Genomic DNA, 13,610 nt, shown 5'->3' with positions numbered 1-13,610 from the left:
CTCATCTTCCGGCGGGGAACCCGCTCGTGATGCCGTGTTCGAGGGCGAAGAGCCCGGCGCCGGTGCGGTTGGTGACGCCGGCCTTGGCGTAGCTGTGCTCGACGTGGTTGCGCACGGTCTTCTCGCTGATCGACAGCGTCCGCGCGATCTCCCGGTTCGAGCCGCCGCCGGCGAGCAGGCGCAGCACTTCGGCTTCCCCCGCGGTCGGCCCGGCGGGGAAGGCCGCCCGGCGCCGGGCGGGGTGGCCGGCCGCGAGCGGCACGGCTTCGACGGCGTGCGCGTCCAGCCGGGCTTCGCGCGCGTGCCGGCGGAGGATCTCGGCGGCGGCCAGCAGCCGCGCGCACGGCGTCAGCGCCGCGCGCACGGCGTCAGCGCCGCGCGCACGGCTCGCGTCGAGCGGGTAGCCGGAGCCGTCGAGCCGCTCGTGGTGCGCCGCGGCGACGGCGGCGACGTCCGCCAGACCCCTTACGCGGCGCAGGATCCGGCCGGTCAGGTAGGGGTGCAGCCGCACATGTTCGCGCTCGGCTTCCGTCAGCGGGCCGGGTTTCCCAGGTGCTGTTGGGCACGCCCATCCGGTCGAGGTCGTGCACGAGCCTGGTCCGCCGGACGAGCCGGGTGTCCGCTTCGGACAGTCCCGCGCGCCGGGCGGCTTCGGCGGCGAGGCCGGCCACGCCGCCGAATGCCCGATGGCGAACGGGCATTCGAGGTCGGCGAAGTCGCCGATCGCGGTGAGCAGTTCACCCAGCTCCGGGCCGGTGAACGTCCGGTCGCGGTCCGGGGCCTGGTCGAGGGCGGCAGACCAGACGTCGCCGTCGGGGATTTCCGGTGCCGCGCCGGTGAACGCGGCGACGACGGCGGGGTCGACTGTGCCGTTGGTTCCCCATCCGACGGCAGCCACGGCGGAAACCGTTACCTTGGGCGGATCGCCCGCGGTCCGTGTCCGCCTGCTTTCGGTCGGATGGGGAACTGGCTGCCGGCGCGTGCTTCGGCCACGGCGACGGCGGCGTCCGGCCCGCCGCGGCGCAGGTGCACCACGCGCATCTCGATCGGCAGCCGGTCGCCGCGCGCGCCGGCGGGCGGGCCGCTGCCGTCCCAGCGCTCGAACGTGCAGGCCGGCGCGTCGCGGACGGCGTCACCGAGGCCCAGCCGGTCGGCGGAGGTGCAGTGGGAGTGGATCAGCGCCGCCATCCGCCCGCGGACGTCGGCGAGGAACACGGCGGCCAGCACACCGCGGGCGAGCGGGCCCCTTGTCCCGGCCGACGTGGCCGGCCAGCAGGCGCAGGAAAGCCAGGCCGGTTCAGTTCACCCGGTAGGTGGCGGCGCGGAAGGCGATGTCGTCGCCGAACCAGCCGGCCGGCTCGTGCGAGTCGGCGTGACAGCCGATCCAGGCGACGAGGGTGGCGTAGTGGGTCGTGGCCCGTTCGGCTGGACGGCCATGGTCACCGCCTCTTCCGTGGGACCCCGTCGCGTCAGCCTCCGTTTTTGTCGGACCCCGCGGGTAGCTTCCGGAGCATGGTGCTGACCAAGGAGGAACGCGAAGAATTTTTGGCGCAACCGCACGTCGGGGCGCTGTCCGTCGTCGAGCGGCCCGACCGGGCGCCGCTCGTCGTGCCCATCTGGTACCAGTACACGCCGGGTGGCGAGCTGTGGGTGCGCACGGGGCCCGACGCGCGCAAGACGCGGGCGATCCTCGCCGCGGGCCGGTTCAGCCTGCTGGCGCAGCGGACGTCGCCGACGGTTCGGTACGTGTCGGTGGAAGGGCCGGTGACGCGGACCGAGCCGGACACCGACGAGCGGTCGCTGGAAATGGCGTCGCGGTACCTGCCGCCGGGCACGGCCGAGGAGTTCGTGGCGTACGAGCGGAAGGAGCTGGGCGAGCACCTCACGGTGTTCCTGCGGCCGGAGCACTGGCTGTCGGCCGACCTGGGGCCGGGCTGATCGTTCGGCCGAACGTGCGACTTGCGTAACGGGGTGGTCGCTCTCGGGGACTGACTTCTCGGTAAGTCCGACGAGCGGAGGCCGTGGATGCAGATCGACCTGTTCAACGAGATCCAGAACCCGCGCCCGTGGCCGGAGGGGCACGAGCAGCTGCGGTTCCGCCAGGCGATCGAACAGGCCGTCCTCGCCGACGAGCTCGGCTACGGCTGCTGGTGGCAGGTCGAGCACCACGGCGCGGGGGAGTTCAGCCTCTCCTCGGCGCCGGAGCTGATGCTGGCCGCGCTGTCCCAGCGCACCAGCCGGATCCGGCTCGGCCACTCCGCCGTGCTCGCGCCGGGCCGGTTCAACCACCCGATCCGCGTCACCGAACGCGCGGCGACGCTCGACCACCTCAGCGGCGGCCGCGTCGAGCTGGGCCTGACCCGCTCGACCATCCCGGAGTGGCGGCTGTTCGGCATCGAGCCGGTCGAGGCGCGCGCCCAGACGCAGCAGGCGTTCGAGATGGTGCCGAAGATGTGGACCGACGAGCGGTTCTCCTACGGGAGCGACGACTACCAGATCGACGACGTGGCGATCGGGCCCAAGCCGCTGCAGCGGCCGCACCCACCGCTCTGGCAGGCGGCGGCGAGCCCGGCGTCGTTCGAGGAGGCGGGCCGGCGCGGGGTGGGCGTGCTGGGCACGACGATGTGGGAGTCGCTGGAGCGCGCGGGCCGCCTGATCGGCCTCTACCGCGCGGCGGCCGAGGCGTGCACGGACCCGGTCGGCGCGTACGTCAACAACCAGGTCGGCTTCTTCACGTTCGTCCACTGCGCGGACACCGACGAGGAGGCGATGCGCAACGGCGCCGCGGCGGCAGCCGCCTGGTACACGGTGACGGCGTTGACGTTCTTCGAGGCGGCAACGGAGTTCGTCCGCGCCAACGCCCGCAACGAACAGCTGCTCTCGTCCCCGGACGGCGGCGGCCTGACGGGCGACTTCCTCCGCGGCGAGGCGGCGAACACCCCATCGGAGGCGAACCTGCTGATCGCCCGCATCCTGCAGGGCGAGCAGGTCGCCGACGACGAGGTCTTCGAGGTGCTGAGCGCGCAGGACTCGCTGATCGTCGGCAGCCCGGAGACGTGCCGCAAGAAGCTGCGCGCGTACGCGGAGCTGGGCATCGACCGGATGATGTGCTTGCAGCAGATCGGCGGCATCCCGCACGACAAGGTGCTGAAGAGCATCCGGCTGATCGGAGAGCTGATCCCCGACCTGGCCTGACGTTCGTGAAGGGCCACCGTGAGGAAGCACAACTTCCCCACGGTGGCCTTCACGACGTACGGGTCAAGCCGTGAAGCCGCCGTCGACCGGGAGGACCACCCCGGTGAGGTGGCTGGCACGGTCGCTCAGCAGGAACGCCGCCGTCGAGCCGACTTCCTCGCCCGTGCCCGCCTTGCGCAACGGCGTCGCCGCGATGCGGGCCTCCACCCCGCCCGGGATCGTGCGGCGCAGCTCGGCCAGCATCGGGGTTTCCGTGGGGCCCGGGGCCAGGACGTTGACGCGGATGCCCAGCGGCCCGAAGTCGTGGGCCGCCGTGCGGGTCAGGCCGATCACCGCGTGCTTCGTCGCCTGGTACGCGCCCATGCCAGAACTTCCGCGCAGGCCGCCGATGCTGCTCACGTTCACGATCGAGCCGGGGCCCGTCATCGCGCGGACCTCGGCGCGCAGGCACAGCCACGTGCCCTTCACGTTCACCGCCATGATCCGGTCGAAATCCTCCTCCGAAACGGCGTCGAGCCGGCCGCTGCCGCCCATCGCCGCGTTGTTGAACGCGCCGTCGAGGCGGCCGAAACGGGACACCGTCGCCGCCACGAACGCGTCCACACTGGACGCCGACGTGATGTCGCCCGTCGTGTAGGCGACGTCGTGATCGGACAGTTCCGCGGCCAGCTTCGCCAAGGGTTCCTCGGTGCGGGCCACCAGCATCACCGAAGCGCCGTCCGCGGCGAAGACGCGTGCCGCGTCCGCGCCGATGCCCGAACTGGCTCCGACGACCAGGACCACTTTTCCGGTCAGCAGGCTCATGCCCGTCCTCCTCGCAGTGCCAGCATCGCCCGGGCGTCGGCCGGGGTCGCGATCGGTTTGCCGAGATCCGTCACCACCGCGCGGATCTTGCGGACCTGCTCGGCGTTGCTCGCGGCGAGCTTCCCCTTGCCGATCCACAGGCTGTCCTCCAGCCCGACCCGCACGTGCCCGCCGAGCCACGCGCTGTGCGTGCCGAACGCCAGCTGGTCGCGCCCGGCCGCGAACGCCGAAAACGCGTAGTCGTCGCCGAAGAGCTTGTCGGCGATGCGGACCATGTGCTCCAGGTTCGCGTGGTCCGCGCCGATCCCGCCGAGCACCCCGAACACGCCCTGGATCAGCAACGGCGGCTTCGCCAGCCCCAGCTCCACGAAGTACGCCAGCGAGTACAGGTGCCCGATGTCGTAGCACTCGTATTCGAACCGCGTGCCGGCCGCACCGAGCGTGCGCAGCGTGTCCTCGATCCGGTCGAAGGTGTTCACGAACGGGTGCGAATACGTGTTGAGCACGTACGGCTTTTCCCAATCGTGCTTCCACTCCGTCACCTTGTCCGCGATGCCGGAGTAGACGAAGTTCATCGACCCCATGTTCATCGACGCGAGCTCCGGCTTCAGCCGCCGCGCCGCCGCGAGCCGCTCGTCCATCGTCATCGACGACGCGCCGCCGGTGGTGATGTTGACGACGGCGTCGGTCTCCGCGGTGATCCGCCCGACGATCTTCTCGAACACGTCGGGATCGGGTGTCGGCCGCCCGTCCGGCTCGCGGGCGTGCAGGTGCACGATGGCCGACCCGGCCTCGATGGCTTCCAGGGCCGCGTCGGCGACTTCGTCGGCGGACAGCGGCAGGTGCGGGCTCTGCGACGGGATGTGCACCGAGCCCGTGATGGCGGTGGTGATGATGACTTTCTCGGCCGTGCGCATCAATCCTCCTGTGGTGCGAGCGCCCGGTAGGCGTCGAGCTTCGCTTCGTCGAGCGGGCCGACCAGCGACAGCGCGACCTGGGTGGCACCCGCTTCGTACTGCGCCCGAACCGCTTCGCGCACCTGGGACGGCGTGCCGTAGGCGACGAGCGCGTCGAGCAGCCGGTCGGACCCCGGCGGCGCGAGGTCGGCGTCGGTGAACCCGAGCCGGGTCAGTTTCGCGATCTGGTGGGGGAGCGTCAGGTAGTACGCGAGCCGCTCCCGGGCGACCTCCCGGGCCTCGGCCCGCGAACGGCCGACCACCGCCCATTGGACGACGGACAGGAACAGGTCCCCGATCGTTTCGCGCGCCCAGCGGGTGTGCTCCGGCGTGACGAGGAACGTGATCAGCCCGTCCGCCCGCTCGGCGGCCAGCTTCGTGATCCCCGCCGAGTACGCGCCGAGCACCCGCGGCACGCCGGGTGCCACCTCGTCGACGCCGTCGAGGTACGAGCGCAGGAACGGCAGCGGCCCGGCCCCGCGTTCGCGGACCGCCCCGCTCACCCCGAGCCCCAGTACGTACCGCCCGGGGTATCCGGCGGCGAGCTCCCGCGCCGCCGAGCCCGCCGACTTCGGGACGCGTTCGAGCGCCCGCGCCACGCCGTTGCCGACGATCAAGGACGACGTCGACGCCAGCACGAGTGCCGCCGTTGTGAACGCCTCCCGCCCGGCGACCTCGGGGAGCCACACCATCCGGTGCCCGTACTCCTCGAGCGCGCGCACGAACCGGATGACCCCGGCGTGGTCGAGGTCGTCGAGCTCGGCGATCGACAACGCCGTACGCGGCAAGGACAACGTCATGCGGTCGCGTCCCGGAACGCGGTGACCAGCCCGCGCGCGGCCTCGGCCAGCATCGTCGTGTCGTTGCTCAGCAGCACGAAGTCGCAGCCCTCCCGCACCGCCGCCGCGGCCCTGTCCGGGACCCCGCCGAACGCCAGCCCGCACTTCTTCCCGGCGTCGTGCGCGGCCGCGACGGCCGAGGCGATCAGGTCGAGCACGTCCGGCGACGCCGGCGTCGAGCCCATCGACATCGACAGGTCCGCCGCGCCGACGAACACGGCGTCCACGGTGTCCAGCGCCAGCATCTCCGGCGCCGCCTTGATCGCCTCGACGCTCTCCAGCTGCGGGATGCAGAGGACGTCGTCGTTGCCGGTGGCCAGGTACTCGGCGGTCGGCTTCAGCCCCCACGCCCCGGCGCGGCTGGTGCCCCCGGCGCCGCGGACGCCGTGCGGCGGGAACCGGCACGCTCGCCCGACCGCCGCCGCCTCTTCGACCGTGTCGACGTGCGGGACGAGGATGCCCATCGCCCCGGCGTCGAGGATCTTCTGGATGGTCGACGCCGTCTTGTCCGGCACCCGCACGATCGGCGTCAGGCCGAGCGCGGCCGCGGTGTTGATCAGCCGGTACGCCGTGACGAGGTCGAGCGGCGCGTGTTCCAGGTCGACGACCACGAAGTCGAACCCGGCGAACGCCATGATCTCGGCCGGCTCGGTCGAGGCGATCTTCAGCCAGGTGCCCACGGGCGTGGCCGGGCGGGTGAACAGCCCGCCGCCGGTGCGCGCGCTCACGGCTGTGACACCCGGGGCGCCGCCCCGGGCCGAGGGCTCTGCCACCCGGAGCCCCCGAAAGACGGAATCGGGTAGTCGCCGGCGTTGAGCACCCAGCCCGGTTTCTCCGAGAAGTCGACCCGCGGCGGGCTGAAGATGTCGATCAGCTGGTTCACGCCGGGGTCGCTCGCCGCGGACGTGTGCACGGTCGGCGGCGGGATGACCGTCACCGACGGGCTGCCGATCCGCACGTGCTCGTCCTCGCGCCAGGTCGTGCTGTCGGGCAGCCACGGCGTGCGGATGTGGTGCACGTATTCCCCTTGCACGGCCAGGGAAAGCTGCTCGAAGTCGTCGTGGTGGTGCGGGGAGAGCTTGCGCGGGTCGCGCGGGCCCTCCTGCAGCGGCAGGAAGTTCACCATGAACGACCGGGTCCGGAAGATCCGCCCGAACCGCTTCGGGTCGTCCGGAACCTCGGACAGCGGGTAGACGCGAACGCGTTCTTCGGCGGGCGCCGGCCAGCGCTCCAGCAACGTGACGCGCGGGTGGTCCTGGGCGTACACGCCGGCGTTGGCCGCCCGGTCCCGCCACGCCGGTTCGGTGGCCTCGACCAGCCGGACCAGCGGCCCGTCGCCGTGCACCCCGATCCGCGACGCGCCGGGCGGGACGACGACCAGACCCGGTGAGTCCACTTTGGTCGCGCCGTCCGCGGTGAGCACGGTGAACGCGGGGGAGGCGCTCGTGACGACGATCGCCAGCTCGCCGTCGAGGGTGCCGTTGTCGAGGTCGTCGCCGTCGCGGGCGTCGGTGTGGATCAGGATCACGTTCTGGGCCCGCACGACCGGCGTTTCGCGCAGGTCGAGGTACTGCGCGGCGGTGATCGCGGCGCCGCTGTCCGGCCGGGCCGCGGTGGCCAGGGCCGAGCGGGGATCGTCCTTTTCGTACACGAGCGCGTCCTTTCAGGCGTCGAGGTTCAGCAGGTACGTCGGGTTGTCGCGGACCATCCGCCGCAGGTCCTTCTCCGGCAGCCCGAGGTCGAGCAGCGCCGCGCCGACGCGCAGCCACGCGTCGACCGGCTTCGGGTTGGCCTTCTGGCCGAAGTCCGACGCCAGCACGGTGTGCTCCGGGCCGAGCGCCTCGATCCAGGTCAGCAGGTTCTTCGGGTCCCACTTCTGGGTGCCCTCGGGGTCGTACATGCCGACCTCGTGCTCGATGAACGCGCCGAGCTCGATCAGCTCGCGGCACAGGGCGGGGTCGGCGCCGATGACGAAGTCGGGGTGGCTGACGACCATCCGCTTCATGCCGCGCTCGTGCGCCTCCTGGAACAGGGTCTTGATGTACTCGGGGTACATGTGGCCGCCGTTGAGGACGGCCTGCTGCTCTTTGATCTCGTCCAGGATCTCGAGCGCCTCGGGCTTGAGCGCGCCTTCGCCGTCGACGATGTCGATGCGCTCCAGCGTCAGCGGGACGGTGGTGGTCGGGAACGCGCCGTCCTCGGGGTGGCAGTCGATGTGCCGGCCGGAGGAGATGGTCGGGAACCAGACGACCTTGCCGCCCATGCGCAGCGTCATGCGCACGGCGTGGACGTTGAGCCCGCCGACGGTGCTGTTCAGCGCGATCCCGCCGAAGGCCTGCGCCTTGACGCCTTCGAGACGGCCCTTCATCGCGAGGACGTCCATCTGGGTGTTGTGGTGGTGGGACTTCGCGACCATGGCGCGCATCCCGATCCGGGCGCCGTCCTGCGCGGCCTCGACGTGGTCGAAGCGCCGCGGGAACGGGCTGGGACCGGAGTGGACGTGCATGTCGACCAGGCCGTCCAGGACGGCGGCGATGGCGGGGCTCATCAGCGTGCCTCTCGTTCGCATTATGAAGTCAAAGTTCACTATAAGACCGTCTGTCAACCCTGTGACCGCTCTTGTGTTCACGGTTGGCGATATTTAGAGTGACTCACGTTCGCTTCGTGAACACTAGGTTCGAAAACGGAGGACGATGATGTCCACACCGCCCAGCCCCGCGGAGACGGCCGCGCGTCCCGGTACCCCGCACGGCCCGGACCCCGCCAAGGTGCGTGCCGCGGTGCGCGGCGGGACGCTCGCCTACTTCGTCGACCAGTTCGACATCTACCTGCCGATCGTCGTGCTGGCGCCGGCGGCCGCGTACTTCCAGGCGGCGAACCTCAGCGCGAGCACGACGGCGCTGCTGGCGTCGCTGGTGTTCGCCTCGACGCTGATCGGGCGCCCGCTCGGCGCGATCATCTTCGGCCACTTCGCCGACACGGTCGGGCGCAAGCGCACGACGCTGGTCGCGGTGGGCGGGTTCGGCATCATCACGCTGGTGACCGCGTGCCTGCCCGGGCACGAGACGATCGGGATGTGGTCGGTCGGCACCCTCATCGCGCTGCGGTTCGTCGACGGGATCTTCCTCGGCGGCGAATACACGACCGCGGTGCCGCTGGCGATGGAGTGGAGCCCGAAGCACAAACGCGGGCTCTACGCCTCGATCATCACCTCGACCTCGCCCGCCGCGTACGCGGTGATCGCCGCGATCACGCTGCTGATGCTGCAGCTGCTGCCGTCGGCCGGCCTGCACAGCGCGTACGTCCAGTGGGGCTGGCGGATCCCGTTCTTCGTCGGTGCGCTGCTGGCGGCGGTGCTGTTCCGCTACTACCAGAAGCAGGTGCACGAGCCGCCGTCCGAGCTGACCGGCGAGAAGCACAAGCTGCCGTTCGTCCGGCTGCTGCGGAAGTACCCGCGGGCGCTGGGCCAGGTGTTCGTCCTGATGACCGGCACGTGGCTCGCGACCAACATGGAAGCCGCGGTGACACCCGCGCAGCTGAAGGCGCACCTGGACCTCTCGAGCAAGGAGGTCACGCTGACGATGCTCGTCATCAACGCCGCCGCCGCGTTGTCCTACCCGCTGTTCGGGATGCTGTCGCAGCGCATCGGCCGCCGCCGGTTCTACATCGGCTACGGCTTCTCGATGGTCGTGCTCGGCGCGGGTTCGTACACGACCCTGATGGCGTCGAACGGCGGCTTCGGCGCGGCGCTCGGCTTCGGCGTGCTGATCGGCGTGTTCACCGTCGGCACCTTCGGCCCGATCGCGGCGTACCTGACCGAGCGGTTCCCGGCGAGCATCCGGTCGACCGGCTACGGCGTCGGTTACAGCCTGGCGCTCATCGCCCCGGCGTTCTACCAGTTCTACCTGCAGCGCTTCGACGGGTTCATGCCCGCGCACCTCGCCCCGGGCGTCCTCATCGTTTTGGCCGGCCTGCTGATCAGCCTCGGCGGCTTCCTCGGCCCGGAGACGAAGGACGTCGACATGGCCGACGACAGCACGATCCCGAAACTGTCCTGAATGGACGTCGCGGGCCTGGCCGCCGCCAACCCGGTGTGGGTCGGCTCCTCCGAGCTGACCATGACCCTCGACGGGATCACCGCGTGCGTCGACGCGGGCGCCGGGGCGGTGGTGGCCAAGTCGGTCAACGAAAGCGCCGCCGCCCGGCGGCAGCTCGACATCGCCGGTTACGCCTTCGTTTCCGCGGACGGCGAGGTGCGACCGCCGGCGGTGGTCCGGCTCGGTGACGGCCTGCTCAACCGCTCCGGGCTCGCGCAGGTGGAACTGGACGACTGGCTTTCCGTGCTCGCCGCCGCGGTCGCCCACGGCGCTCCGAGGGGCTGCCCGGTGCTCGGGAGCATCACCCTGGGCGAGCCGGCCGCGGCCGCGCGGATCGGGCGGGCGCTGGCTTCGGTCGTCCCGGCGGTCGAGCTGAACATCGGTGCCCCGCACGGCCGCGAGGCCCGCGCGGTGCGGCAGCTGACCGAAGCGGACGGGGTCGCCGAGGCCGTCCGGATCGTGCGGGCCGCCGTCGACGTCCCGCTGTTCGTGAAGCTGCCGGGCCAGGCGTCGGACGTCGTCGCCTTGGCCCGCGCCGCTCGTTCGGCGGGCGCGGACGCGGTCGGGCTGGTCGGCCGCTACCCGGGTTTCCTGCCCGACCTCGACGGCGGTGCGGTGCTGGGCTCGTGGGGCGCGTGGAGCTCACCGGGCTGCCTGCCGATGAGCCTTTACTGGGTGGGCAGGGCTTTCCAGCGGCTCGACGTACCCCTGATCGGCACCAACGGCGCCCGTACTTCGAAGGACGTGCTGCGCTTCCTCGCCGCCGGTGCCCGCGCCGTCGAAGTCGTCACGGCGTTGTGGATCGGCGGTCCCGCCGTGCTCCGGGAGCTGGTCGACGGCGTGGCCGGGGTCGGCGAAGACTTCGTCGGCAGCGCGCTGGCCGGGACGCGGGAGTACGCCGACGTGGCGCCGCCGCCCACGCCGGCGTGGCTGCCCTACACCGCGGGCTGGATGTCGTCCGGCCGGTAGTGCCCGCCCAGCTCGTGGGTGAGCTCCCGCGCGGCGTCGACCACCACGCGCAGCTCGGGGGTGTCGTCGTTCATCGACAACGTGTTGTCCGGCCCCACGATCGCGATCGTCGCGCAGATGCCGTATTCGTCGAAGACCGGCGCGGCCACGGCCACTATCCCCGGCGTGCTCATCGCCGAACAGTGGCCGACCGCCCGGACCCGGTCGACGTCGGCGCGCAGCTCGTCCCGCGCCGTGCCGGAAAGGGTGCCGATCAGCCGTTCCATCGACAGCTGGTCGGCGTGGTAGGCCAGGAACACCTTGCTCTGCGCGGTGTCCAGCGGCAGGTGGCTGCCGACGCGCACCGACACCACCACGATCGTCGAGACGTTCTCCTCGACCCGCGACACCACCGGCCCGGTGAGGCCCCACAGGCTCAGCACCACGCTCGTCTGCGTCGCCCGCGACAGCGCCTGCATGTGCCGCGGGGCCAGGTTGACCACCCGCCGGTGGCCGATGGCGAACGCGCCCAGCTGCAGCAGGAGCCCGCCCGGCGCGTAGCCGCCTTCGTTGCTGCGCTCGAGGAGACCGGCCGCGACCAGGGACGTGCAGTAGCGGTACGCCGTGGTGCGGTTGAGGCCGAGCCGCTCGGCGACCTCGCTCGCGGTGACTTCCGGGGTCGCCGGGTCGAACAGGGACAGGATCTGGCTGACCCGGCTCACGGCCTGGATGTCCGCCTGGTCGGCGCGGGTGTCGGGGGACCGCGTCGGTTTGGTCACGGGGGCCTCCGCCGAAAGTCTGGTACCGCTGTTCGAATAGTGAACACAGGCTACCGGACCGCCGGCGGGTTGCTGATCCACGACATTCGTTGTCACCTCGTCAGGTCTAGACATCCGATGGCTGGCCGACCTAGCCTGACGAACGTCCACCCCGTCCTGCCGCCGCCGGGTTTGTGGCGCGGTCCGTCACGAGGAGAGTCATGACGTTTCGTGGTCTGGTCCTCGCGGCCGTCGTCGTTTCCGGCACTGTGGTGGCGGTCCCGGCCGCCGCCGACGGGTGCGGTGGATCTATCCGACCGGCGACCATCATGACCGTCCAGGCGTGCGACAGCCCGGCCCGGATCGTCGCCAAGGCAGCCGCCGTCGTCCCGCGGAAAGGTCAGCTCGCCTGGCAGCAGCGGCCGGTCACCGCGTTCACCCACTTCGGGATGAACACCTTCACCGACCGCGAATGGGGCTCGGGCGCGGAGCGGGAATCGGCCTTCGCCCCGCCGGCCGTCGACACCGCGCAGTGGATGCGCTCGCTCAAGGCCGCCGGCGTCACGCAGGTGATGCTTACGGCCAAGCACCACGACGGGTTCGTCCTCTACCCGACGCGCTACACCAACCACTCCGTCGTCGCGAGCCCATGGTGCGGGGCGTCGGCCCGGGACACGGCCGAGGCCAATCGCGCGCAGGACCCCTCGGCGTACTGGCAGACGCGGGCCGAGTGCGCCAACCCGCGTAGCGACGTCCTGCGTGACTACGTCGAGTCGGCGCGTGCGGCCGGGCTCAAGGTCGGCGTCTACCTGTCGCCCGCCGATGGCGCCGAGCTGCCGAAGCGGTTCTTCGCCGACGAGGTGACGCGGATCGAAGCGAAGGTCGCCGCCGGGCAGCCGCTGAGCATCGAGGAGCAGGCGACCTACGAGGACCGCGCGAGCGCGCCGCAGGGCCAGAGCCGGTACGGGACGGGCAGCGCGGTCACCCGCCGGACCATCCCGGCGCTCGTCCCGCACGACGACCGCGCCGCCGCGCTCGCCGCCGGGAAGCTGCCGCGGTTCACCGTCGACGAGGACGACTACAACGCCTACTACCTCAACCAGATCTACGAGCTGTTCACCCAGTACGGCCCCATCGACGAACTGTGGCTGGACGGCGCGAACCCGTGGCGCGACCACGGCGTCAGCGAGACCTACGACTTCACGACGTGGTTCCGGCTGGTCCACGCGCTGTCCCCGGACACCGTCACCTTCGCCGGGCCCGCGGGCGTGCGCTGGGTCGGCAACGAGGCCGGGCAGGCGCGCGAAACCGAGTGGAGCCCGCTGCCCACCACCGGCGACCCGGCGACCGCGCACAACGAAGAGCTGTTCCTCGGCGGCGCGACCGCCGAAGACCTCGGCTCGCGGCAGAAGCTGGCCGACCCGTCGGTGCGGTACCTGCAGTGGGCGCCCGCCGAATCCGACGTCTCCCTCCGGCCGGGCTGGTTCTTCCACCCCGGTGAACAGCCGAAGACCGCCGCACAGCTGGTCGAGCTCTACCGCCGGACCGTCGGGCGGAACTCGTCGCTGCTGCTCAACGTCCCGCCCGGCCCGGACGGCCGGATCGCGCCCGCCGACACCGCCGCGCTGGCCGGCTTCGGGCAGGCGATCGCCCGGACGCAGGCCCGCAACCTCGCCGCGGGCGGCCCGGCGGCGGTCACGGACGCGGCGCTGACGACTGCGGAACGGCTGGACCGCCCGCTCGACGTCCGGCTGCCCCGGCCGGTCACGTTCGACCAGATCCGCCTCGGCGAGGACATCACGCGCGGCCAGCACGTGGAAGGCGCGCAGGTGCAGGCCGAGGTCGACGGCACTTGGCGGACCCTCGCCACCGTGTCGACCATCGGCTTCACGCGGCTGATCACCCTGCCCGCGCCGGTGACCGCCGCGCACCTGCGCGTCGTCGTCACGCAGTCCCGCGCCACGCCGTACCTGGCCACCTTCGCGTTGTACCGCACCGCCGCCTGAAAGGGAG

14 protein-coding genes are annotated in these 13,610 nt (G+C 71.8%); 5 read left to right on the top strand and 9 right to left on the bottom strand.

Features of this window, described 5'->3' with window-relative positions:
• Position 1 precedes the first annotated feature (1 nt).
• Together MUY14_RS16190 and MUY14_RS16185 are read right to left on the bottom strand one after the other, a co-directional pair.
• Entirely contained in the window at positions 2 to 898 is an 897-nt protein-coding gene (locus tag MUY14_RS16190; RefSeq protein ID WP_247023839.1) for a LuxR C-terminal-related transcriptional regulator, read from the bottom strand.
• A gap of 11 nt (positions 899 to 909) precedes the next feature.
• Complete coding sequence (locus tag MUY14_RS16185) at positions 910 to 1,215, bottom strand: HD domain-containing phosphohydrolase (protein WP_247023838.1); 306 nt, start codon at positions 1,213 to 1,215, stop codon at positions 910 to 912.
• A 297-nt stretch (positions 1,216 to 1,512) separates the two neighbouring features.
• On the opposite strand from MUY14_RS16185, the gene MUY14_RS16180 reads away from it, so the two are divergent.
• Positions 1,513 to 1,938 carry a pyridoxamine 5'-phosphate oxidase family protein gene (locus MUY14_RS16180; RefSeq protein WP_247023837.1) on the top strand — a complete coding sequence of 142 codons (426 nt, stop codon included), beginning with the start codon at positions 1,513 to 1,515 and terminating at the stop codon, positions 1,936 to 1,938.
• A gap of 87 nt (positions 1,939 to 2,025) precedes the next feature.
• Positions 2,026 to 3,195, top strand: coding sequence for an LLM class flavin-dependent oxidoreductase (locus MUY14_RS16175; RefSeq protein ID WP_247023836.1), 1,170 nt, complete (start codon positions 2,026 to 2,028; stop codon positions 3,193 to 3,195).
• A gap of 63 nt (positions 3,196 to 3,258) precedes the next feature.
• Here the strand turns inward: MUY14_RS16175 and MUY14_RS16170 are convergent, their stop codons facing one another.
• From MUY14_RS16170 to MUY14_RS16145, 6 genes are read right to left on the bottom strand one after another with little or no spacing between them, the layout of a single operon-like run.
• Positions 3,259 to 3,999, bottom strand: a complete 741-nt coding sequence (locus MUY14_RS16170; protein ID WP_247023835.1) for an SDR family NAD(P)-dependent oxidoreductase — start codon at positions 3,997 to 3,999, stop codon at positions 3,259 to 3,261.
• Positions 3,996 to 4,916 (bottom strand): 3-keto-5-aminohexanoate cleavage protein, encoded by a 921-nt coding sequence (locus MUY14_RS16165; protein WP_247023834.1) that lies wholly within the window; start codon positions 4,914 to 4,916, stop codon positions 3,996 to 3,998. The genes MUY14_RS16170 and MUY14_RS16165 overlap by 4 nt, the downstream gene beginning before the upstream one ends.
• Positions 4,916 to 5,755, bottom strand: coding sequence for an LLM class flavin-dependent oxidoreductase (locus MUY14_RS16160; RefSeq protein WP_247023833.1), 840 nt, complete (start codon positions 5,753 to 5,755; stop codon positions 4,916 to 4,918). Before MUY14_RS16160 ends, MUY14_RS16165 begins: the two co-directional genes overlap by 1 nt.
• Positions 5,752 to 6,522 carry an HpcH/HpaI aldolase/citrate lyase family protein gene (locus MUY14_RS16155; RefSeq protein ID WP_247023832.1) on the bottom strand — a complete coding sequence of 257 codons (771 nt, stop codon included), beginning with the start codon at positions 6,520 to 6,522 and terminating at the stop codon, positions 5,752 to 5,754. Before MUY14_RS16155 ends, MUY14_RS16160 begins: the two co-directional genes overlap by 4 nt.
• A complete protein-coding gene (locus MUY14_RS16150) occupies positions 6,519 to 7,445 on the bottom strand; it encodes a hypothetical protein (protein WP_247023831.1) in 927 nt (308 codons plus the stop codon). The genes MUY14_RS16155 and MUY14_RS16150 overlap by 4 nt, the downstream gene beginning before the upstream one ends.
• Positions 7,446 to 7,457: 12 nt before the next feature.
• Positions 7,458 to 8,342: a DUF6282 family protein gene (locus MUY14_RS16145; RefSeq protein ID WP_247023830.1), complete on the bottom strand. Its 885-nt coding sequence runs from the start codon at positions 8,340 to 8,342 to the stop codon at positions 7,458 to 7,460.
• A 145-nt stretch (positions 8,343 to 8,487) separates the two neighbouring features.
• Here MUY14_RS16145 and MUY14_RS16140 point away from each other — a divergent pair, with 145 nt between their 5' ends.
• Positions 8,488 to 9,852, top strand: coding sequence for an MFS transporter (locus MUY14_RS16140; RefSeq protein ID WP_247023829.1), 1,365 nt, complete (start codon positions 8,488 to 8,490; stop codon positions 9,850 to 9,852).
• Entirely contained in the window at positions 9,853 to 10,860 is a 1,008-nt protein-coding gene (locus tag MUY14_RS16135; RefSeq protein ID WP_247023828.1) for a dihydroorotate dehydrogenase, read from the top strand. It abuts the gene before it with no gap.
• Here the strand turns inward: MUY14_RS16135 and MUY14_RS16130 are convergent.
• Positions 10,827 to 11,618, bottom strand: coding sequence for an IclR family transcriptional regulator (locus MUY14_RS16130; protein ID WP_247023827.1), 792 nt, complete (start codon positions 11,616 to 11,618; stop codon positions 10,827 to 10,829). The two genes, MUY14_RS16135 and MUY14_RS16130, sit on opposite strands and share 34 nt — an antisense overlap.
• A 200-nt stretch (positions 11,619 to 11,818) precedes the next feature.
• Here MUY14_RS16130 and MUY14_RS16125 point away from each other — a divergent pair, with 200 nt between their 5' ends.
• Complete coding sequence (locus MUY14_RS16125; RefSeq protein ID WP_247023826.1) at positions 11,819 to 13,603, top strand: alpha-L-fucosidase; 1,785 nt, start codon at positions 11,819 to 11,821, stop codon at positions 13,601 to 13,603.
• Positions 13,604 to 13,610: the final 7 nt, after the last annotated feature.

This window comes from Amycolatopsis sp. FBCC-B4732 (assembly GCF_023008405.1).
GTDB lineage: Bacteria > Actinomycetota > Actinomycetes > Mycobacteriales > Pseudonocardiaceae > Amycolatopsis > Amycolatopsis pretoriensis_A.
This window is presented reverse-complemented; position numbering and strand designations above follow the sequence as displayed.

What these genes read in the sequence shown, in the direction of transcription:
- MUY14_RS16165 (WP_247023834.1), bottom strand. Translation starts at nt 4,916, where the DNA reads ATGCGCACGGCCGAGAAAGTCATCATCACCACCGCCATCACGGGCTCG.
- MUY14_RS16135 (WP_247023828.1), top strand. Translation starts at nt 9,853, where the DNA reads ATGGACGTCGCGGGCCTGGCCGCCGCCAACCCGGTGTGGGTCGGCTCC.
- MUY14_RS16170 (WP_247023835.1), bottom strand. Translation starts at nt 3,999, where the DNA reads ATGAGCCTGCTGACCGGAAAAGTGGTCCTGGTCGTCGGAGCCAGTTCG.
- MUY14_RS16145 (WP_247023830.1), bottom strand. Translation starts at nt 8,342, where the DNA reads ATGAGCCCCGCCATCGCCGCCGTCCTGGACGGCCTGGTCGACATGCAC.
- MUY14_RS16160 (WP_247023833.1), bottom strand. Translation starts at nt 5,755, where the DNA reads ATGACGTTGTCCTTGCCGCGTACGGCGTTGTCGATCGCCGAGCTCGAC.
- MUY14_RS16140 (WP_247023829.1), top strand. Translation starts at nt 8,488, where the DNA reads ATGATGTCCACACCGCCCAGCCCCGCGGAGACGGCCGCGCGTCCCGGT.
- MUY14_RS16180 (WP_247023837.1), top strand. Translation starts at nt 1,513, where the DNA reads ATGGTGCTGACCAAGGAGGAACGCGAAGAATTTTTGGCGCAACCGCAC.
- MUY14_RS16175 (WP_247023836.1), top strand. Translation starts at nt 2,026, where the DNA reads ATGCAGATCGACCTGTTCAACGAGATCCAGAACCCGCGCCCGTGGCCG.
- MUY14_RS16125 (WP_247023826.1), top strand. Translation starts at nt 11,819, where the DNA reads ATGACGTTTCGTGGTCTGGTCCTCGCGGCCGTCGTCGTTTCCGGCACT.